Source organism: Parasphingorhabdus sp. (assembly GCF_036964565.1).
Taxonomy (GTDB): Bacteria; Pseudomonadota; Alphaproteobacteria; order Sphingomonadales; family Sphingomonadaceae; genus Parasphingorhabdus.
The window spans coordinates 14,219-33,700 of the sequence record NZ_JBALTN010000007.1 but is presented as its reverse complement, the minus strand read 5'-3'; the positions used below and the strand labels follow the sequence as shown (position 1 = coordinate 33,700).

The 19,482-nt window shown below is 58.2% G+C and carries 19 protein-coding genes and 1 tRNA gene; 7 read left to right on the top strand and 13 right to left on the bottom strand.

Features of this window, described 5'->3' with window-relative positions; all coding sequences use genetic code 11:
- Positions 1-228 precede the first annotated feature (228 nt).
- A complete protein-coding gene (locus V7650_RS11165; RefSeq protein WP_335656329.1) occupies positions 229-1,974 on the bottom strand; it encodes an AMP-binding protein in 1,746 nt (581 codons plus the stop codon).
- Between the two features lie 489 nt (positions 1,975-2,463).
- Positions 2,464-3,156 carry a TetR/AcrR family transcriptional regulator gene (locus V7650_RS11160; protein WP_335656328.1) on the bottom strand — a complete coding sequence of 231 codons (693 nt, stop codon included), beginning with the start codon at positions 3,154-3,156 and terminating at the stop codon, positions 2,464-2,466.
- Positions 3,157-3,860: 704 nt separating this feature from the next.
- Between V7650_RS11160 and V7650_RS11155 the strand changes: the two genes are divergently transcribed.
- Entirely contained in the window at positions 3,861-5,666 is a 1,806-nt protein-coding gene (locus V7650_RS11155; RefSeq protein WP_335656327.1) for a DNA/RNA helicase domain-containing protein, read from the top strand.
- Entirely contained in the window at positions 5,587-6,192 is a 606-nt protein-coding gene (locus V7650_RS11150; RefSeq protein WP_335656326.1) for a hypothetical protein, read from the top strand. The genes V7650_RS11155 and V7650_RS11150 overlap by 80 nt, the downstream gene beginning before the upstream one ends.
- A gap of 210 nt (positions 6,193-6,402) precedes the next feature.
- Here the strand turns inward: V7650_RS11150 and V7650_RS11145 are convergent.
- The 10 genes from V7650_RS11145 to hisB form a co-directional block, all read right to left on the bottom strand.
- Positions 6,403-6,478, bottom strand: a tRNA-Phe gene (locus tag V7650_RS11145).
- Positions 6,479-6,579: 101 nt separating this feature from the next.
- Positions 6,580-6,783 carry a DNA gyrase inhibitor YacG gene (locus V7650_RS11140; RefSeq protein ID WP_335656325.1) on the bottom strand — a complete coding sequence of 68 codons (204 nt, stop codon included), beginning with the start codon at positions 6,781-6,783 and terminating at the stop codon, positions 6,580-6,582.
- Positions 6,784-6,786: 3 nt separating this feature from the next.
- Positions 6,787-8,256: a sodium-dependent transporter gene (locus V7650_RS11135; RefSeq protein WP_335656324.1), complete on the bottom strand. Its 1,470-nt coding sequence runs from the start codon at positions 8,254-8,256 to the stop codon at positions 6,787-6,789.
- 53 nt (positions 8,257-8,309) lie between these two features.
- The gene (locus tag V7650_RS11130; protein ID WP_335656323.1) at positions 8,310-8,690 is read right to left on the bottom strand and encodes a histidine triad nucleotide-binding protein; all 381 of its coding nucleotides are present in this window, start codon (positions 8,688-8,690) and stop codon (positions 8,310-8,312) included.
- Positions 8,690-9,010: a phosphoribosyl-ATP diphosphatase gene (locus tag V7650_RS11125; RefSeq protein ID WP_335656322.1), complete on the bottom strand. Its 321-nt coding sequence runs from the start codon at positions 9,008-9,010 to the stop codon at positions 8,690-8,692. The genes V7650_RS11130 and V7650_RS11125 overlap by 1 nt, the downstream gene beginning before the upstream one ends.
- A 148-nt stretch (positions 9,011-9,158) precedes the next feature.
- A complete protein-coding gene (locus tag V7650_RS11120) occupies positions 9,159-9,452 on the bottom strand; it encodes a PEP-CTERM sorting domain-containing protein (RefSeq protein WP_335656495.1) in 294 nt (97 codons plus the stop codon).
- A 218-nt stretch (positions 9,453-9,670) separates the two neighbouring features.
- A complete protein-coding gene (gene hisF, locus V7650_RS11115; protein ID WP_335656321.1) occupies positions 9,671-10,432 on the bottom strand; it encodes an imidazole glycerol phosphate synthase subunit HisF in 762 nt (253 codons plus the stop codon).
- 118 nt (positions 10,433-10,550) lie between these two features.
- On the bottom strand, positions 10,551-11,276 hold the full coding sequence (gene hisA / locus V7650_RS11110) for a 1-(5-phosphoribosyl)-5-[(5-phosphoribosylamino)methylideneamino]imidazole-4-carboxamide isomerase (protein WP_335656320.1): 726 nt from the start codon (positions 11,274-11,276) through the stop codon (positions 10,551-10,553).
- Between the two features lie 94 nt (positions 11,277-11,370).
- The gene (gene hisH, locus V7650_RS11105; RefSeq protein WP_335656319.1) at positions 11,371-11,991 is read right to left on the bottom strand and encodes an imidazole glycerol phosphate synthase subunit HisH; all 621 of its coding nucleotides are present in this window, start codon (positions 11,989-11,991) and stop codon (positions 11,371-11,373) included.
- A 164-nt stretch (positions 11,992-12,155) separates the two neighbouring features.
- Positions 12,156-12,749 (bottom strand): imidazoleglycerol-phosphate dehydratase HisB, encoded by a 594-nt coding sequence (hisB, locus tag V7650_RS11100; RefSeq protein WP_335656318.1) that lies wholly within the window; start codon positions 12,747-12,749, stop codon positions 12,156-12,158.
- Positions 12,750-12,863: 114 nt separating this feature from the next.
- Here hisB and V7650_RS11095 point away from each other — a divergent pair, with 114 nt between their 5' ends.
- Genes V7650_RS11095 through V7650_RS11085 form a run of 3 tightly spaced genes read left to right on the top strand, consistent with a single transcriptional unit; the run spans position 12,864 to position 15,039 of the window.
- Positions 12,864-13,349 (top strand): SspB family protein, encoded by a 486-nt coding sequence (locus V7650_RS11095; RefSeq protein WP_335656317.1) that lies wholly within the window; start codon positions 12,864-12,866, stop codon positions 13,347-13,349.
- Complete coding sequence (gene fumC, locus V7650_RS11090; RefSeq protein ID WP_335656316.1) at positions 13,346-14,740, top strand: class II fumarate hydratase; 1,395 nt, start codon at positions 13,346-13,348, stop codon at positions 14,738-14,740. Before V7650_RS11095 ends, fumC begins: the two co-directional genes overlap by 4 nt.
- Positions 14,741-14,757: 17 nt before the next feature.
- Positions 14,758-15,039, top strand: coding sequence for a hypothetical protein (locus V7650_RS11085; protein WP_335656315.1), 282 nt, complete (start codon positions 14,758-14,760; stop codon positions 15,037-15,039).
- 43 nt (positions 15,040-15,082) lie between these two features.
- Here the strand turns inward: V7650_RS11085 and V7650_RS11080 are convergent, their stop codons facing one another.
- Entirely contained in the window at positions 15,083-16,285 is a 1,203-nt protein-coding gene (locus V7650_RS11080; RefSeq protein WP_335656314.1) for an AI-2E family transporter, read from the bottom strand.
- Positions 16,286-16,321: 36 nt separating this feature from the next.
- On the opposite strand from V7650_RS11080, the gene gmk reads away from it, so the two are divergent.
- Together gmk and V7650_RS11070 are read left to right on the top strand one after the other, a co-directional pair.
- Positions 16,322-16,990 (top strand): guanylate kinase, encoded by a 669-nt coding sequence (gmk, locus tag V7650_RS11075; RefSeq protein ID WP_335656313.1) that lies wholly within the window; start codon positions 16,322-16,324, stop codon positions 16,988-16,990.
- Positions 16,991-17,439: 449 nt separating this feature from the next.
- Positions 17,440-19,479, top strand: coding sequence for a hypothetical protein (locus V7650_RS11070; RefSeq protein WP_335656312.1), 2,040 nt, complete (start codon positions 17,440-17,442; stop codon positions 19,477-19,479).
- Positions 19,480-19,482: the final 3 nt, after the last annotated feature.

Below are 19,482 nucleotides of genomic sequence, written 5' to 3'. Positions count from 1 at the left end.
GCGCTGTCGACTGACATCGGCGGATGACAGTCGCAATACTAGCCAACCCTCTGTGGCCCGTCCAATATCGTTAAAGACGCCATTGATACCGTAGAGATATCAAATGGCTGCATCGCCTCGACCAGCCGAGGAAGTTTTGAACATTCCACACTTAAATGAGCCATTGGTGGCGCGCGAAGGCGTATGAATTTCGCAAGCAGAGCGCTTGGCAAATCATTTGTCCTGACTTCATGCATCGTCGCCTCCGTCTTGACATTGTGCCCTCAGAACATGCTTAAGGATTTTGCCGGATGCGGTTCTCGGCATTTCCGCGAGTATGAAAAGCCGCTCAGGAAATTTCTGCCTGGCCAGTTTTGCTTCTTCCAGAAAAGCTTTCAATTCCTCAAATGCCACCGACTTCCCCTTGCGCAAAACGACGTATGCGACGGGGGTTTCGCCTAATCTTTCATCTGGCATGGCGACGACGGCAGCTTCGGCGATGGCAGGATGATTGTGAAGAACGTCCTCAACTTCCTTTGCGCTTATATTCTCGCCCCCACGAATAATCAGATCCTTCTTTCGACCACTGATCGTTATGTAGCGCTCATGACTTATGAAGCCGAGATCTCCAGTTCGAAAGTAATCCTCATCGTCAAAAGCATCTAGCGTGTCCTGCCATTCAGCATACCCAAGCATAAGCTCAGGTCCGCGCACTAGGATTTCTCCCTCCGTTCCGTCACGAAGCCTTTCACCAGTTACCGGGTCAACGATCTTCACTTCGTAGTTGAGTATGCAACCATCTGTGGTTGCTCCAAGCTCAACAGGATCACCGGAGGCCACACCAGCGGTAACGGTGGGTGCTTCGCTGCTGCCGTATACTCGAAAGGCAAGACAGTTTGGCAGGACCGCTTGCGCGCGTCTGATGACCTCAGGCGCAACCGGTGCGCCACCGCAAGCAAAGAGCCGAAGAGAAGCGCTGGATTCTCCACGCTTTTCAAGGGCTGTGACCAGTTCTACAAGAAACGGTGTCGCGCCAATGCTGAACGTGACCTCGTGTTCAGCAATAAGATCGACCGCGTGATCGGCGTTCCATTTATCCATATAAACAAGTTTACAGCCTATAGCAGACATAAGCTCTATGCCATATATATAGCCAGTGATATGGGTAACTGGCGAAGGCATTAGTATGACGTCGTCTTTGGTTAGATCCCAAAACTTCGTTACAGCGGCAATTTCAGCCTGAATTGCATTATGACTGTGGAGAACCCCCTTCGCCCGACCGGTCGTTCCTGAGGTGTAGAGCAGCATTTTTATCGTATTGGGATCAAGTTCCGGGGGCTTCGAGGGATCTACGCCCATCGATGCTAATAGATTACCCTCGTTCCAGTCCCCATAACACACAAAGTCGTCGCGCGTCGCCTGACCCCGCACCACTACAATTGTCTCCAAATTCGGAAGCAACGGCCGGAGTTTATCAACCATTTCTACATAATTGATACTACGAAAGACCTCGGGTATGAAAAAAATGCGACTTTCGGAATTCTTCAAAATGTACTCAACTTCTGCATCCCTGTAGATCGGCACGATAGGATTTACTATGAGTCCAAAGATACATGCTGCCAGGTTGATCGTGACCGTCTCCCACCAGTTCGGAAGCTGAAAGCTTATGACGTCACCCGGTTGGAGTCCGTTGCTGCGAAACCACTCGGCAAGCCGCAGCGCTTCCTCAAATATCTGAGCATGAGTGCGAATTGTCGTCCCGTCCACCAAGGCTACATCATTGCTGAATCTAACTGCCATTTCCGCCGCGTTATGGGCGATTATCAGATTGTTCCAATGACCGCTTCCCGTGAAACGGGCTATCCGTTCTTCACTCAGCTTGGTTTTCCAACGGCTCGTATTGATCTGCATGTCATTTTTACCTGTTTCATTTTGACAGTTCGAGCGGGTGGAAATTGCTATATGATCAAACTCGTTTGCTTCGCGCTCGGCCATTGCTATCTTGCAGCCGCTCCAAACTGTCGGATCGTCATATCATTTCGCCAAACGCGGGAATGATGGGCTCCGGCCGAATGACTTGCGTGAACCCAAAGGAATTATATCGAGACCGGAAAACTGGATTGCCAATATAGCGATCATGCAGTGCCGCCTCTTAAGATTAGTAGGCTCTAGAGCCTGGAGAAATTCACAACTCTTTTTCGCGACATCTTAAGACCGAAAAAATATTGCTTGAACCACGCGTTGAGGCAAGCCTGCACGCGTCTGCTTTGATGATTAAGTTAGATGCAACTTCTCCATGAGTCAACACTCATTGAATATCTGTTCATTGTGTCTGTGGCAAGTTCCGCCCAAGGGGGCCAGTTGTTACAGGAGAGCAAAAAACTGAGATGTCGCACGGCTTGAGGCCTTATGCAGAACAAAGGGTGATATTAATGCTTCAAAATATTGGTGGCTAAGTCTTCATTTACCGCTGATTCGGATTGATTACGGCGACGCTCGAACGGGTGCCTCACCAATCCCGTTGCGGATTAGCGTCATATAGGCTTTTACAGCGTTTTCGGGCGGTTGAGCTTGAGCCGGCTGGTCTTTAATATAGCGCAAGTAAATGTAGTGGCGGCATGCCATAAACATGTAGGCAACGGCCTCAACCTCGTCAATATCGAGTGCGCGAATTTCCCCTTGGGCAGCAGCACGCATTAATGCACGTCGATAGTGCATCGCCAGTAAGTTGAAATGTTCGCGGTGCGCGAGTGGTGCCGCCCATTCTGCTTCGTTTAGCACCCGGATGAAGCCCGGCCTTAAGTTCAAATAATGAAAAAAGGCACGAAAACCGAGCTCTTCAGCGTCAAAGAAGCCCCCTGCGCCCTGAATCCGATCCCGGATGAATTGGAGCATGTCCGAACCGATGCGCGGTAGCAGCGTGTCGAACAGAGCTTGGCGAGACTCAAAATAAAGATAAAAAGTCCCTTGCGCGATCCCCGCCTCGTCGGTGATGCGTTTGATAGTGGCGCCTACGTAGCCATGCTTGCCGATCACGGCTACCGCCGCTGCACAAATATCATCGCGAGCTTCGGGAGCCAGCTCTTCACGGGATAGGCGTCGCGAATATTTCGCGCTGGTAGGGCCGCGTGGGGGATCCTCGATTTGCTTTCGGAGAGGCTTAGGAGCCTTTTTCATAATCTATTGTTCTCCTGCCTTGGACCTCCCTGACTGTGCAGGGAACATGGGCTTGTATCCATTCGTCTCATTCTCATCGAACAATCAAACATTTCATGGATGCGCATTTTGCTGTTACTCTTTTAAATAGGCTTTTATCAAGACCCTCGAATTAACAATTCAAATAGATGTCCGTCGTCCGAACATTTGGCACTGATGGCTGCTTAAATTAGCAGAGCATCGGCCTCGTCTTGTTGGTTGATATCAGGCGGCTACGCACGCTGAAGGTACTTGGTTTCACCCGAGAGCGACTGTTCTCCGACATTTCGATAGCGGTAGAAGCCTTTTTGGAAGACATCGGCAGCTAACGAACGTCCGAGGTGGTATTTTTGCCAAGGTTTCCGATTTTAGCGGGCTAAATCGTGCCGGGTATCAAGCGGCAGGCTTCGGGATCGCCCTGCTTAGCTCTATGCGATCAAAGTTGCGCGACTTTTTTTCATCACCTTTGTCGAGAGCGCCTTCATGGCATCAACATAAGGTAAAATTATCAACCTGTTACGGTGTCCTGTATCCGCTTTGCGCCCAATTGCAGTTGCCTGGTTATCTGCACGACCGCTCAAATAGCGAATAAGTGAAACTCGGCCGATACTGAGGGAAGACATCTTAAGATCCATTTAGCGCTTGAAAGCGTTGCCTCTTTGCACCGGATACGACATTCATCGTTGATGCACCGTACTTTTGTTTCTCTTGCTGCCTCAGATCTCAGCAACGCCAGCAATGCTGAGCTTTATGGCCAGCTTTCTGGAAAGCTCTCATTTCCAGTCGAACCAACGCAACGTTCCGCATGGAACTATCAGATCAACCACCTTCGCGAACTGGCTAATGATTTACCCGATGCACATTTCTCCATGGAGTTCCTTATCCCAAGAATGGGGCGTAGGGCTGACCTAATTATTTTGCTGTCGGGCTTCGTCTTCGTGGTCGAATATAAAGTCGGCTCCAACCGCTTCGATCGTTCAAGCCTTAATCAGACCTACGGCTATGGGCTGGATCTCAAGCATTTCCATGAACCAAGCCATGAGCGGCCGATTGTTCCCATATTGGTAGCCACTGAAGCCGCTGGCGGAGCGTCCCGCGAACTGGTTTGGGACGATGATGATCTTGCCCAGCCTTTGTCAGTCAGTGCGGATGAGCTTGCTCCCACAATAATCTGTATATGTCAGACCTCGAATGGCGGTGACCCTATCGATCCGGTTGCATGGTTGGCCGGCCGATACAAGCCCACGCCGACGATCGTCGAAGCAGCGCAAGCATTATATAGTGGCCACGATGTGGAGGAGATTTCTCGATCAGAAGCCGGCGCGGAGAATCTGACAGTAACTGCAGACTATGTGTTCGCAGCCATTGAGGATGCCAAAGCAAAGCAAAAAAAGATCATCTGCTTCATCACAGGCGTTCCCGGTTCAGGGAAAACGCTTGCTGGTCTCAACCTTGCTACGGCACGGCAGCGTTCCCATTCAGATGAGCATGCGGTTTTTCTCTCTGGCAATGGACCGCTAGTAGCTGTGCTTCGGGAAGCTTTGGCGATCGACGCTGTTGCTCAAGCAAAAGCCAGCGAAACATCTAGCTCGAAGACTGTGGAAAAGAGAAGGGCGTCTGCTTTCATTCAAAACATCCATCACTTTCGAGACGAAGCACTTGCGTCAGATCTCCCGCCCGATGAAAAAGTCGCAGTTTTTGACGAAGCGCAGCGCGCCTGGGATGTCGAGCAAACATCAAAGTTCATGCAACAAAAGAAGGGGCAGGTCGGATTCTCCATGTCCGAGCCTGAGTTTTTGCTCAGCGTGATGGACCGTCATCCAGACTGGTGCGCAATTGTCTGCCTGGTTGGTGGCGGCCAAGAGATCAACACTGGTGAAGCTGGCATTGATGAGTGGCTTCGAGCCTTAGAACGGTCGTTTGCTCATTGGGAAGTGCATATTCCCGAAGCGCTCAAGACCAACATCCAATTGCCTGTTCAGGTCCATGCACCAGCTCTCCATCTAGCGACATCAATTCGCTCATTCCGAGCAGAGAAGTTATCCGATTTTATCGGCCACGTCATCGACGGCGACGCTGCCGCAGCTAGACATATCCATGATGAGCTTCCAGACTATCCACTTCTGATCACGCGAGACTTGGATGCGGCTCGTGGATGGCTTCGCTCTCGTAGAAGGGGGTATGAGCGGGCTGGCCTTCTTGCTTCTTCTAACGCTGCACGGCTCAAACCCCACGGCGTGTTTGTCAAAGCCAAGATCGAGCCTGAGAAATGGTTTCTGGCCGATGTTGGAGATGTCCGCTCATCAGATGCACTGGAAACCAATGACACCCACTCATGCAGCCAAGGGATCAAAACGGTTCCGCTATTATGTCACTCGTACCCAACCAGGAGACCAATCGATCAAATGGCGCATGCCGGCTGGAGAAATCGAGCGGCTGGTAGTCGGTACCATTGCGAAGCAATTAGGCAATATCGATTCCGATGGGTCTGAGACTGCTGCTCAACTCTCCGAGCAACTCAACATTCGTCGGGAGATTGCGAAAGCCCTGCCCGACATGACTATCAGAGAGCAGCGCAGAATATTGCTCGGACGGCAAACCCGCGTGCGGGTGAACGAAGCTGCCATAAGAATAAATTCTAATCCATCGGATCAGGATGAACCCTCGACTGTGTCCGTCAAAGCGAAACTGGTGAGCAAGGGTTTCGACTTGAAACTCGCTATCGCACCTGACCATGGTCCACCCAAACGGGATCCCGATCCAGTGCTTCTGCGACTGATCGCTCATGCCTTTGCAGCACATGATCTTCTGCTGGCCGGAAAACCGTCGCCGATGATAGCAGAATATGGCCCACGCCATCTCCAGCAACTCACCCGGCTAAGCTACCTTGCCCCGGACATTATCACCGCGATTGTCGAAGGCACGCAGCCAGTTGATCTCACTGGCCGCAAGATCTTGCGGATTGGCAGTGTACCGCTCTGCTGGAAAGCACAGCGCGAGCTGCTCGGCTTCAACTGAAACTCCAAAACCTCCCAACATTCAACAGTGCATCTGGTGCCAGCGTTTCGGGCCATGGAGATAAATGGGCATTGTGGCCCACCATCGCCGCGACCAAATGGTCTCTGGTCACCGGAGTTCCCATACCACCTGAGGTAACCCTCTGAGAACTGGGCATTAAATGTGCACACGTTGGCGGTGCCGCGAGACGTTGAAATTAAAGGAAAAAGGTGGTGCCCGAGGGCGGATTCGAACCACCGACACAGCGATTTTCAGTCGCTTGCTCTACCAACTGAGCTACTCGGGCATCTGCGCCGGCGCGATGCGCGGGCGGCGTTAGGAAGCGACGCTATAGGCGGGGGCCTTGCCGCTTGTCTAGCCTAAAAATGGCGGTTTTGTTGCACCCCCTTAGTCCTCTCCGTCGCGCCCGGAATCCCCGGCAAAATGATCCGCCAGCTCGTCCGGTGAAACCGCCGGTCCGGGTATCTTGTAGCCGTCACCCAGCCACTGCAACAGGTCGCGATCCTTGCAGCCGGCGCTGCAGAAAGGCGCAAATTCGGATACCGCCGCCCGCCGGCACACCGGGCAGCGTTGGGGTCGGGATCCGGCCATCGATCAGCCTTGACCCAGAAGGCCGGGGAACAGGCCGGTGACCAGAATGGCGGATATCACCAGCGGGCACAGCCAGCGCACCAGAAACAGCCATGTGCGGTGGAGATTGCCGTCAAGGCCGTTCTCGCTGTCGATCAGCCGGCGATCCGCCACCCAGCCGACGAATATCGCGACCAGCAGCGCCGAGAGCGGCAGCAATATCTTTGCGGTCAGTTCGTCGATGATGCCGAACACCGGCTGGCCGGAAAAGATCATGAAATCGAACGGCTGAAAATCGGCCTGGCTGTTGAACGACAGGCTTGCCCATGCCCCGATCAAGAACGCCAGTCCGCCCAGCACCGTCGTGACCAGCCAGCGCGGCTTCCGAAAGCGGCCAATCGCCCAGCTCACCGAAGCCTCGAGCAGGGCAACCGAGCTGGTCAGGGCGGCAAAAAATACCATCACGAAGAACAGCAGGCCGATCAGCGACCCGGCGGGCATGGTCTGGAAAGCCACCGGCAGATTGACGAACAGCAAGCCAAGCCCGCCCTGGACCTGCTCCTGGCCGTCGAGGATGGCGTTCAGGCTCGCCGGGGCAAGTGCGGCGAAGGTGATCGGGAATATGGCCAGACCGGCAATGATGGCGACCGAGGTATCCGCGGTTGCAATCTGGGCCGATGTTTTCGCCAGATTGATATCGCGTGCAGCATAGGCGCCATAGGTGATCATCAGCGCCGAGCCCAGCGACAGCGAAAACAGGGCCTGGCCCAGTGCCGACAGCTGGACCGAGGGATCGAGCAGCCGCGCCGGTTCGAAGTCGAACAGAAAGTCGAGGGCTGCGGCGAACGATCCGGTAAAGGCACCGTAGACCGTGATGGCGATGAGCAGCACGAAGAAAATCGGCATCAGCCATACGGCCACTTTCTCGATGCCGCTGCTGACCCCGCGGCCGACGGCGAAAATGGTGAGCGCCATGAAGATCGCATGCATGGCCAGCATCTCGTTTTCGTCCGCCTGCAGGGCGGGCAGAAGGGCCTGCACCTGATCGACGGAGGAGCCTTGCAGGGCGCCCTGGGCCAGGTTGCCGGAGGCGACTACTGCGGCAACATCACTGGCAAAAAGGCCGATGAAGTGCAGGATCCACCCCGCCAGAACACTGTAATAGGTGAGGATCAGGAAGGCGCCGACCATCCCGATGCCCGCGGCCACCGACCACCATCCGGATGCGCGCGATTCGATCGCCAGCTTCTTCATGCTTTCCACCGCCGAGCTGCGGCCATGACGCCCGATCAGGGTTTCCGACAGGAGGATCGGCAGGCCGATCAGCAGCACGCAGAATATGTAGAAAATGACGAAGGCGCCGCCACCATTGGCCCCGGCTTCAGCCGGGAAACGAACCAGATTGCCGAGCCCGACTGCAGAACCGATCGCCGCCAGAATGAAGGCTGTTCGCGAGGACCAGCCCTCGCCCTTGGATATTGCTGCGCCTGCCATCTAACTGAACTCCCCGGTCTTTGCTGCCCTGTGCAGGCTTGTTGCTGCCGTTACTAGCTGCGCATCAGCATTGGGCCAAGGGGTTTTCCGGCAAAAATATGGACGTGGAGATGGGCCACTTCCTGATGACCATGCTGACCAATGTTGGCGAGCAGGCGATAGCCGGGTTCCACCATTCCCGCTTCCCGCGCGACATGGCCAACGGCGCGGACAAATCCGGCAATCTCCGCTTCGCTGGCCGAAGCGGAAAAATCGTCCCAGCTGACATAGCGGCCTTTCGGGATCACCAGGATATGCTCGGGGGCCTGCGGGTTGATGTCGTGAAAGGCTAGCACCCACTCGTCTTCATAGACCGTCTTGTTGGGGATTTCGCCGCGCAGGATCTTGGCGAAAATATTGTCGTCATCATAAGGCTCGGTCGGGTCGATCGCCATCAGCTTGCTCCTCTTGCCGCTTTTTCCTCCAGACCCGACAGGCCTTCCCGGCGCGCCAGTTCTGCGGTGATATCATCGATGGACAGATCCATGTCGGCGAGCAGCACCATCAGGTGAAAGAGCAGATCGGCGGCTTCCCCGGTCATCGCCTGCCGGTCGTCCTGGACCGCAGCAATGACGGCTTCCACTGCTTCCTCGCCCAGTTTCTCGGCCATTTTGGCCCGCCCCTTGGAGCGCAGACTGGCGACATAGCTGGTTTCAGGGTCGGCAGCGCGGCGCGCAAGGATGGTCTGTTCGAGCGATTTAAGAATATCTGTCATCGGCTGCGGTTTGCGCGACAGGCCGCCTGTTCGTCAAGCCCTGTCGGCGATGCCTTGCTCGAGACGCGAAAAAGGGCCGCCAGATCCCCCTGACAGCCCTCTTCGGCGCATTGCTTTTCGCCTGTCGGCGGCGTCAGGCGCCAGTCGGTCAGTTTTTCCTGCGACGGCGCGCGACAATACGGCCGGCGACCAGTCCGCTGAGGCCCAGGCCGAGCATCAGCATGCCGGATGGCTCCGGAACCGGTGTTCCGCCGCCGGACGACGAAGACCCGCCGCCGGTGCTGGTCGATCCGCCATTGCCTGATGAACCCCATCCCGAGCTGCCCCATCCCGAGCTACCCCAGCCCGAACTGCCCCAGCCAGAGCTGCCCCAGGTCGCGTGGGCGGGCGCGCCCGCTGCAAAGGTCATGGTGGCGAGGCCGGCCAGAATGGCGCATTTCATCAGTTTCACAAGATATCTCCCTTTTGGTAGCAAAGAATTTGATATTGGTTACGCAAGACCCTTGCCAGATTGGTCAGATCAGCAGTTTTCCGAGGAGCAAATTGGTTAATGCAGTTACTGCTATTGCCCGAACTGTAAGGTAAACCGACATTTACCTTGGCTTCGGGCACGGGAATTTACAGCGGGAGGCGAACCTGGGGGACTTGAACCGCGCCCTGTCAGGCCCGCGCCGGGAGGCCCGCCGCGCGCAGCGCGGCATGGGCTTCGGCTATGCTGTGTTCGCCAAAATGGAAGATAGACGCGGCGAGGACGGCATTGGCATGGCCATCGACCACCCCCTCGACCAGATGGTCAAGCTTGCCCACGCCGCCGCTGGCCACCACCGGGACGGAGACCGCATCGGCGATGGTGCAGACCAGTTCCAGATCATAGCCGTCGCGGGTGCCGTCACGGTCCATCGAGGTCACCAGCAATTCCCCTGCCCCCAGATCGGCCATGCGCAGAGCGTGCTCAAGCGCGTCGATCCCGGTCGGCGTGCGCCCGCCGTGGGTGAAGATTTCCCAGCGGCCCTCGGCGACGCGCCGCGCATCGATCGAGGCGACCATGCACTGGCTGCCGAAGCGCGTGGCGATATCGCTGACCACTTCCGGCCGGGCCACCGCGGCGCTGTTCACCGCCACCTTGTCCGCCCCCGCCATCAGCAGCGCCCGCGCATCATCGGCCGTGCGCACGCCGCCGCCGACGGTCACCGGCATGAAACAGACCTCGGCGGTGCGCCGGACCACATCGATGATCGTGTCGCGATTTTCGTGGGATGCGGTGATATCGAGAAAACAGAGTTCGTCGGCACCGGCGGCATCATAAGCCTGCGCCTGCTCGACCGGGTCGCCGGCATCCTGCAGGTCGACGAAATTGACGCCCTTGACCACCCGGCCATTGGCGACATCGAGACAGGGGATGACGCGGATCCGGACGGTCATGTTCGCATCCCGATCGAAGCCGTGCTCCGCACCCGATGTGGAGCCCCGCAGGCCAAGCGCTGCAGAGGCCGGGGCTCCGGCTCGGTGGCCGGAGCACAACTTATTTCCGAAGGCAATTTCATCGATTGGCCATCGCAATCGCCGTTGCCAGATCAAGCCGGCCGTCATAGAGCGCCCGTCCGGTGATCACGCCCTCGATGCCGTCCTTGGCAAACTGGCTGAGCATATGGATATCGTCCAGTCCCTTGACGCCGCCGCTGGCGATCACCGGGATATCCACGCCGCGCGCCAGATCGACGGTCGCCTCGATATTGCAGCCGGTGAGCATGCCGTCGCGCCCGACATCGGTGAACAGGATCGAGGCGACCCCCGCATCCTCGAACCGGCGGGCAAGGTCGCGGACGCTGACGTCCGAGACATCGGCCCAGCCTTCGGTCGCGACCATGCCGTCGCGGGCGTCGACCGCGACGACGATGCCTCCTTCATATTCCTTTGCCATATCCTTGACGAAATCTGGATCCTTGAGCGCCGCCGTGCCGATCACCAGCCGGGCCACGCCCAGCTCGAACCAGCGCTCCACCGTCTCGCGGTTGCGGATGCCGCCGCCCAGCTGCACATAGCCCGGGAAGCTGGCGACGATCGCCTCGACCGCTTCCGCATTGCGTGGCGAACCGGCAAAGGCGCCATCGAGATCGACGACATGGATATGCTCGGCGCCGGCTGCGGCAAACAGGCCGGCCTGCTCGGCGGGATTGTCGCCATAGACGGTGGCGCGATCCATGTCGCCTTCGGCCAGCCGGACGACTTCGCCGGATTTCAGATCAATGGCGGGAAATACGATCATGACACATGTTCCGTTAGTGGTGAGCCTGTCGAACCACGCCTGTCGAATGGACAATGTCCTGCGACAAGCCGGGGACAAGCGGATTCTGGCATATTCATGGTTTCCACGCGAGAAACCGCTGGAGAAAGGCAAGGCCATAGGCCTGGCTTTTCTCGGGATGAAACTGGACGCCGACGATATTGTCGCGGCCGACCGCCGATACCAGCGAACCGCCGTGATCGGTCGTCGCCAAAATATCGGCGGGGTTGGCGGCGGCAAAATGATAGCCGTGCAGATAATAGGCCTCGCCTGGCTCCAACAGATCATGGCCCGCGGTCGGGGTCACGTCATTCCAGCCCATATGCGGGATTTTGATCATCTCGTCTGCCGGCTCGATCGCCTGCACCGTGCCGCCAATCCAGCCGAGGCCGTCATGCGCGCCATATTCTATGCCGGTATCGGCCAGCATCTGCATGCCGACACAGATGCCGAGAAACGGCACGGCTTGCTCGCGAACACGCCGATCCATTGCCGAAACCATGCCTTCGATCCCGACCAGCGCATCGCGGCACGCTCCAAAGGCGCCAACGCCGGGAAGGATAATCCGGTCCGCCCGCGCCACGATCGACGGATCGTCGGTCACTTCCACATTTCCGGCGCCCGCTGCCATCAGCGCATTGTGGACGCTGTGCAGATTGCCGGCACCGAAATCGATAAGAGCTATGGTTTCAGACATGAGCCCGTCAACCGCCGAAGGCGCCTACAATCGAAGGCGCAGGATTGGTTTCACGCGAAGCCGCGACGGCGCGATGAATATCCGCGAGAAGTGCCTTCTTAGCGGCTTCGCGGCTTCGCGCGAAAAAACAAGCGAGAAAAGCCCGCTGACGCGGGAATTGCACTTCAACCACCCAACTGCCCCTTGGTCGAGGGAATCGCGTCGCCCTTGCGGGGATCGCGTTCGACCGCCTGGCGCATCGCGCGGGCAAAGCCCTTGAAAATGCTCTCCGCGATATGATGGTTGTTCTCGCCGTCAAGCAATTCGATATGCAGGGTGATGCCGGCGGCATCGGCGACGCTGTGGAACCAGTGCCTGAACAGCTCTGTGTCCATCTCGCCCAGCCGCTCCTGCGTGAAACCGGCCTTCCAAACCAGATAGGGCCGCCCCGAAATATCGAGCGCAACCCGGCTCAGCGTCTCGTCCATCGGCGAATAGGCGCTGCCGTAGCGGACAATGCCCGCCTTGTCGCCCAGCGCCTGGTTGAGCGCCTGTCCCAGCGCGATCGCGCTATCCTCGGTGGTATGATGCTGGTCGACATGCAGGTCGCCCTTGATCCGAAGCTTCAGGTCGATCAGCGAATGGCGCGAGAATTGCTCTATCATGTGATCGAGAAAACCGATCCCGGTCGACACGTCATATTGGCCGGTTCCGTCGAGGTTGAGCTCGACAAAAATCTCCGTTTCCTTGGTATTTCGCTCTATTGTCGCTGTTCTCATGCCACAGGCCTATAATGGCTTGGGCAAATCAGGCAAGAATTTCGCGACCCCTGTCCCCCGGGAAATTCATTTTACGCTCTTGACCCGATGCCCGCTTCGCGCCACCTAGTGCAAATGAGCGATGAAGCCCCAGATAGCCTGATTCCTTACGATGAAATCGTCCAGGAGGCGCTGCGTGCGGTTGTCGGCCGGGTGCTGGGAGAGGTCGTCAAGGGCGGCCTGCCCGGCGAGCATCATTTCTACATCACCTTCAAGACCCGCGCCCCGGGCGTGGACATTCCCGATCATCTGATCGCCCGGTTCCCGGACGAGATGACGATTGTCATCCAGAACCGCTACTGGGACCTGAAGGTCGACAAGGACCGGTTCGAGGTCGGACTGAGCTTCAACCAGATCAGCTCGATGCTGCATATCCCGTTTGCCGCGATCACCTCCTTCGTCGATCCGGCGGTCGATTTCGCGCTGCAGTTCCAGGTCGACGAGGTCGAGGGCAATGTGAACGATCATGACCCGGCCGAAAATGACGGCGAGACGGACACGATCGAACCGGTCGATGATGGCTCCAACGTGGTGACGGTGGACTTCGGCAAGAAGAAGTGAGCGGGACCCGCACCGAAACCGATTCGCTGGGCGAAGTGGAAGTGCCCGCCGATGCCTATTGGGGCGCGCAGACCCAGCGCAGCATCGAGAATTTTCCCTTTCCCCGCCAGGAACGCATGCCGATCCGGCTGATTTACGCGCTCGCCGCGGTCAAGCAGGCCGCCGCCCGCGTCAACGGCATCCACGGCCTGGATCCCGAAATCGCAGCCGCGATCGAAAAGGCCGCCAATGCCGTGCGCACCGGCGCTTATGACAACCAGTTCCCGCTCAGCATCTGGCAGACCGGTTCCGGCACCCAGACCAACATGAACGTCAACGAAGTGATCGCCGGGGTCGCCAACGAGGCGATTTATGGCACCCGTGGCGGCAAATATCCGGTCCACCCGAATGACCATGTCAATCGTGGCCAGTCATCCAACGACAGCTTTCCCACCGCCATGCATGTGGCCGCCGCGAGAGCTTTGGAGGTCGAACTGTTCCCGGCACTGGAACAATTGCACGATGCGCTGGCGGAAAAGGCGCAGCAGTGGAAATCAATCGTCAAGATCGGCCGGACCCATCTGCAGGACGCCACCCCGCTGACGCTGGGCCAGGAATTTTCCGGCTATGCCGCGCAGCTGGTCGCGGCGCGCGACCGGATCGAGAGCGTGTTGCCGCGGCTCCACCAGCTGGCACAGGGCGGCACCGCGGTAGGCACCGGGCTCAACGCGCCGGAAAATTTCGGCGAGCATATCGCCAAGGAAATCTCCAAGATCACCGGCCTCAAATTCACTTCCGCCCCCAACAAATTCGCCGAACTGGCGGCGCATGACACGATGGTCGAACTGTCCGGCTCACTCAACACGCTGGCGGTGTCGCTGACCAAGATCGCCAATGATATCCGCCTGCTCGGTTCCGGCCCGCGTTCCGGCCTCGGCGAGCTCGACCTGCCGGCGAACGAGCCGGGCAGCTCGATCATGCCGGGCAAGGTCAATCCGACCCAGTGCGAGATGCTGACCATGGTCGCCGCGCAGGTGATCGGCAATCATCAGGCTGTCACCGTCGGCGGCCTGCAGGGCCATCTCGAGCTCAATGTGTTCAAGCCGCTGATCGGCGCCAACGTGCTGCGCTCGATCGAGATCATTTCGATCGGCATGTCCAGTTTTTCCGAACGCTGCGTGGAAGGTTTGGAGGCCAACGAGGGACGCATCAAAAATCTGGTCGACAATTCGCTGATGCTGGTCACCGCGCTTGCCCCGGTGATCGGCTACGACAAGGCGGCGGCCATTGCCAAGCACGCCCATGCCACCGGCCAGACGCTGCGCGCGGCGGCGCTGGAACTGGGCCTGGTTGACGCCGAAACCTACGATGCCCATGTTAAGCCTGAGGACATGGTTGGACATGGCCGCTAGATCTGGAACCCCGTGATATGTCGATAGTCAGAAATATGTTTACCACCCTTGTCGGCAACGAGGCCCGCAAGCACAGCAGAGGCCATGGGCTGCGCAATTTCGGACTGGGCATGATCGCGGCGCGGATCGCCACCCGATCCATCCCCGGCGCCCTGCTGGTCGGCGGCGCGCTGATCGCCAAGAAAATCTATGATGATTCGAAAGAGGCGGAAGCGCTTCCTGCGTCAGACAGCGTGATCGACGTTGAAGCGAAGCCCGTCCCGAAAACACCGGCAAAACCGAAAGCCCCGATCGGCTAGCCAGCGAAGCGGCTTTTGTCTCCAGACCTGCGCTTGCGCGAATCTAGACATTCCCGTCGCTGGACAATAGCGCGGCGATCGGCCGGGTCCCTGGACGGCGCGCCAGCACGATCATCAGGATGGTCGTGAAGGGCACCGCCAGTATCGCGCCAGGGATACCCCACAGGCTGCTCCAGATCGCCAGCGACACCAGCACCACCATCGGGCTGAGATTGACGGACTTGCTGAGCATCTTGGGCTCGACAATATTGCCGATGATCACCTGGGCTATGGTCATCAGCCCGGTGGCGATCAGCGGGATGGTGAGATTGCCGAACTGAGCGACGGCGAACAGCGCGGGAAAGGCGACGCCGACAAAGGACCCGATATAGGGGATATAGTTGAGCAGGCCGATGATGATCGCCCACAACGCCGCATATTCTACCCCGAGGACCATCAGTATCGCCCAGCAAATCACCCCGAGGATGATATTGATCAGCGTCTTGGTCGCCAGATAGCTGCCGATATCATGGTTGATCCGGGTGATCATGTTGAGCGTATCGGTGGACTCGCGGTCGGAACCGAAGGCCCGGCGGACCTTTTCGGGAAAGCCGGTGATCTCGCTGAGCAGGAACGAGGCATAGAGGATGGTAATGAAAACAAATCCGCCAAAACTGGTCAGCGAGGCGAGAACCGACTGGGCCAGGGCCGCGATGTCGATTTCCGTGAAAAAGCGCGTGGCAAATTCGCTGACCGCCTTGGCGACCGCTTCCGTCCCGCGATCAAATATTCCCTGCGGGGAAGACATCAGTTCGGCCATTTGCGGCGGGTCGGCAATGGCCTCGGCGGGAGCCGGGAACCATGCCGCAAACAGGTTTTCCAGATTGCGCTGATAGACCGGCAGCGAAGGCACCAGATTCTGCAGACTGGCCACCAGCATCCGCGTCATCGCGAACAGCATGGCGATGACGGCGATCAGGGCGAGCGTGGCGCGCAGCCACAGGGGCGTCTGTCCCAGCCCCGGAATACGGGCCACGGTTGCGCTGGCGGCGTAGAGGATCTGCAGCAGGATGATCGCGGTGACGATCGGCAAGATAATATCCTTGCCGACGTAGAACAGCCAGCCGACCATGATCGTGATACCGATCGCAAAAAATATCGTGCTGACGCGTCCCTGAAACATGCTTTGCGGATAGCCGGATTTATACAGACTGTCATCAGCATGATTGCAGGGAGCGGTTCCCGGGAAAAACTTCGGGACAAGCATCTTGACGCCGCGCGTGCTTCTCGGCCAATAGCCGATATGGCCGACAACATCTCTTCCCAGAATATCGACAACGACCACCGCGAGCTGGACCGCCGGGGTCTGCTGTTTGTCCTCTCGTCCCCGTCCGGCGCCGGCAAGTCGACGCTGGCGCAGATGCTGCTGAAGGCGGACCGGGAGATCGCCATGTCGGTTTCGGTCACCACCCGGCCGAAACGGCCGGGCGAGGAACATGGCCGGGACTATTATTTCGTCAGCGGCGACGAATTCGAAGAGATGGTCGCCGACCACAGCTTCCTGGAATATGCCACGGTTTTCGGCAACCGCTATGCGACGCCGGCGGCTCCGGTCAGCCAGAGCCTCGAAGCGGGGCAGGACGTGCTGTTCGACATCGACTGGCAGGGCACCCAGCAGCTCTACCAGCGGGCCGGACAGGATGTCGTGCGAGTCTTCATCCTGCCACCATCGCTGCAGGAATTGCGCAAGCGGCTCGAAAGCCGCAACACCGACGCCCCGGACATCATCGAAAGCCGGATGCAGCGCGCCGCCAGCGAGATCAGCCACTGGGACGGCTATGACTATGTCCTGATCAACGACGATCTCGAGGCGTGCTTTACCAAGATAAAGCAGATTCTCGCCACCGAGCGCATGCGGCGGTCGCGGCAGACCGGCCTGATCGGCTTTGTCCGGGACCTGATGGCCGAATAATCCGTAGCGGTCCCCGTGACCGGAAACCGAAGGGGATGGCATCAGTAGCGTCGCGCGTGCTGCGCCCAAAAAGGGGCGGGGCGCCAAGCCAGCCGGTCCGGAAACAGGAGCATGCCCATGCGGTAGGCAATATTCCCGGCGCCAGCCTTGTGCGAACGCGCATTGTGATGCCATCCCCCATGGTCAAGCCTCGATGCGACCCGGGAGCATTTCCACCCTTTCGGGTCTTCACTCAGCTGTCTTGCCAATAGCATGCCGGGGCCCCGTTCTGGCAACGCTTCGACCAACCGCGCAGGACCGTCGATGAAAGCCAGGTTGGCCGCACCGATCGCAACAGCAAAGGTGCGACCCGTCGACAATCCGTTCCAAATGCCAAATGAGCGTTGGTTTTGTCGCGCCGACAGGGTACCAAAGCGGCTGACGGCAGGGCGCTTCAAGGGGATATGGACATGGCAGAATCACGCGAAATCGATGTCCTGATCGTCGGTGGCGGGTTTTCGACCATGCCACTCATCCGCGAGCTGGAAGCCGATGGGATCGCCTGGCTGATGGTCTCGCCGATGACCCCGATCTGGCAGCAGCTGGAGGAGACCGACGCGCTGGATTTCGATCTGGTCAGCTCGCTGCAGAGCAGCGTCTATTCGTTCGAGCTGGTCGAGATGCTCAAGGAGCAGCTCGAGGATTTCAGCGATGGCTTTCCCACGGCCCGCGAATTCTATGCCATCCACAAGAAATATGCCGCCCGCCACGCCGCCAATATTCACCATGGCGTGGTCGAGAGCATCGACAATCACGCCGATCACAGCCTGGTCCACCTGGCAAGCGGCGAGACGTTTCGCGCCCGCCATGTCGTTGTCGCTACCGCTTTCCGGCGGCTGATGAATGCCAATCTCAAGCAGATCAAGGTCGACGCCAGCTATGCCGGCAAGAGCGTCGCGATCACCTCGACCGGCGACAGTTCCAACCTGCTGATCGCCAAGCTGGTCGCGCATGGCGCGAAGGTTCATCTGGTGACCAACGGCTTCATCATGCTCGACAAGATGTTCGCCACCTTCTCGCCGCTCGACGACGGCCCGCGGTTCGTGCCGCTCGATCAGCTGGAATGTCACAATTTTGCCGAGGTCAGCAAATGGAGCTATCGCGCCTTCATCGACGGAGGCTATATCCACGGCCTGATCCACCGCCGCTTTGCCAGGATATTCGACCGCAACAGCCTGGGTGTCCGCCATCCAAAGTCGATCCGGCCGCACAGCGATATCCGCAGCTTCTTCAAGGCCAGGGCGCCGGTCGAGAACGGCCATATCGCGATCAAATACTGGCCGATCGACGTCTACAAGCTCTATTGCGAAGCAACGCTCGAACAGAAGATCGGCGAAGGCTATCTGATCAATGACCTGCCGTTCTTTCTCGAGCACGGCCATGTCAAGCTGTGGGACAAAAGCGCCGCGACGATTGATCGCGAGGCGATGACGCTGAGCGAGAATGGCGAAACCACCGCCTTCGACCTGATCATCGACGGCGATCAGGAAGTGCCCAATATTCCGGAAATCCGGCTCTGCGGTGACGATGCGACCGGCCATTTCACCTATAGCGCCCGAACCCAGTTTCTCGGCGTCGCATCGCCGCGGCTGCACAATCTCTATACCATCGGCTATACCCGGCCGTTCACCGGCGGGCTCAACAATATCAGCGAGATGCAGTGCCTGCTGGTCCACCGGATGATCACCGATCCGCCGTTCCGGGACAACATCCGCACCACTATCGACCAGCGGATCGCGGATTATAACGCGACCTATTATGCCAGCCGCCCGGAGAAAAGGACCGACCATCTGGTCTGGTACGGCACCTTTACCGACGAGGTCGCGAAGCTGCTCGGCATCCGGCCGAAGCGCAGCGACACGCCGGGCTTACTGGGGCTGATGAAATATTACATGTTCCCCAACAATGTGTTCCGCTTCCGCCAGCACGGGCGCTACGCGGTCGACGGCGTCGGCGAGCTGATCGAGCACACCGCAAGACAATATCATGACTATAAGGTGCTGGCGCTGCTGGTCATCCGCTACCCGTTTTTTGAGTTGCTGGCGCTAGGCACGATCCTGCTCGCGCCGGTACCTTGGTGGGTGAAGATTCCCGCGGCGATCATCCACAACCGCCTGCCGTTTACGTCGACGCTGGTCGGGAAATTCGGGTTGCCGACGCGGGAGAGCAAGGCGATCTTCAATTACCGCAAGGCGATCAGCTTTCCGGTGCTGGCCTATCCGGTGGTGGCGGCGATAGTATGGGCGGCGGCGGGAATGGGGACTGCCTTTGCATTCTCTGCCGGGCTGCTCGGCTATGTCTACGCGATGGTGCATATGGGGACAGCGATGGGCTGGAACCGCAAGTTCTTCTGCGACATGAAGAGCAAGCGCTCGCCCGAGATGGTTGGGTTTTTCGAGCGGTATCGGGAGGTTTTTGGGCGGGTTAGCGGCAACCGGGTGTCCCGCTAACCC

What these genes read in the sequence shown, in the direction of transcription:
- hisB (WP_335656318.1), bottom strand. Translation starts at nt 12,749, where the DNA reads ATGAGAACAGCGACAATAGAGCGAAATACCAAGGAAACGGAGATTTTT.
- V7650_RS11125 (WP_335656322.1), bottom strand. Translation starts at nt 9,010, where the DNA reads ATGACAGATATTCTTAAATCGCTCGAACAGACCATCCTTGCGCGCCGC.
- V7650_RS11120 (WP_335656495.1), bottom strand. Translation starts at nt 9,452, where the DNA reads ATGAAATGCGCCATTCTGGCCGGCCTCGCCACCATGACCTTTGCAGCG.
- hisA (WP_335656320.1), bottom strand. Translation starts at nt 11,276, where the DNA reads ATGATCGTATTTCCCGCCATTGATCTGAAATCCGGCGAAGTCGTCCGG.
- V7650_RS11070 (WP_335656312.1), top strand. Translation starts at nt 17,440, where the DNA reads ATGGCAGAATCACGCGAAATCGATGTCCTGATCGTCGGTGGCGGGTTT.
- V7650_RS11140 (WP_335656325.1), bottom strand. Translation starts at nt 6,783, where the DNA reads ATGGCCGGATCCCGACCCCAACGCTGCCCGGTGTGCCGGCGGGCGGCG.
- V7650_RS11160 (WP_335656328.1), bottom strand. Translation starts at nt 3,156, where the DNA reads ATGAAAAAGGCTCCTAAGCCTCTCCGAAAGCAAATCGAGGATCCCCCA.
- V7650_RS11085 (WP_335656315.1), top strand. Translation starts at nt 14,758, where the DNA reads ATGTCGATAGTCAGAAATATGTTTACCACCCTTGTCGGCAACGAGGCC.
- V7650_RS11080 (WP_335656314.1), bottom strand. Translation starts at nt 16,285, where the DNA reads ATGCTTGTCCCGAAGTTTTTCCCGGGAACCGCTCCCTGCAATCATGCT.
- hisH (WP_335656319.1), bottom strand. Translation starts at nt 11,991, where the DNA reads ATGTCTGAAACCATAGCTCTTATCGATTTCGGTGCCGGCAATCTGCAC.
- V7650_RS11095 (WP_335656317.1), top strand. Translation starts at nt 12,864, where the DNA reads ATGAGCGATGAAGCCCCAGATAGCCTGATTCCTTACGATGAAATCGTC.
- V7650_RS11155 (WP_335656327.1), top strand. Translation starts at nt 3,861, where the DNA reads ATGCACCGTACTTTTGTTTCTCTTGCTGCCTCAGATCTCAGCAACGCC.
- V7650_RS11165 (WP_335656329.1), bottom strand. Translation starts at nt 1,974, where the DNA reads ATGGCCGAGCGCGAAGCAAACGAGTTTGATCATATAGCAATTTCCACC.
- hisF (WP_335656321.1), bottom strand. Translation starts at nt 10,432, where the DNA reads ATGACCGTCCGGATCCGCGTCATCCCCTGTCTCGATGTCGCCAATGGC.
- V7650_RS11150 (WP_335656326.1), top strand. Translation starts at nt 5,587, where the DNA reads ATGCCGGCTGGAGAAATCGAGCGGCTGGTAGTCGGTACCATTGCGAAG.
- gmk (WP_335656313.1), top strand. Translation starts at nt 16,322, where the DNA reads ATGGCCGACAACATCTCTTCCCAGAATATCGACAACGACCACCGCGAG.
- V7650_RS11130 (WP_335656323.1), bottom strand. Translation starts at nt 8,690, where the DNA reads ATGGCGATCGACCCGACCGAGCCTTATGATGACGACAATATTTTCGCC.
- V7650_RS11135 (WP_335656324.1), bottom strand. Translation starts at nt 8,256, where the DNA reads ATGGCAGGCGCAGCAATATCCAAGGGCGAGGGCTGGTCCTCGCGAACA.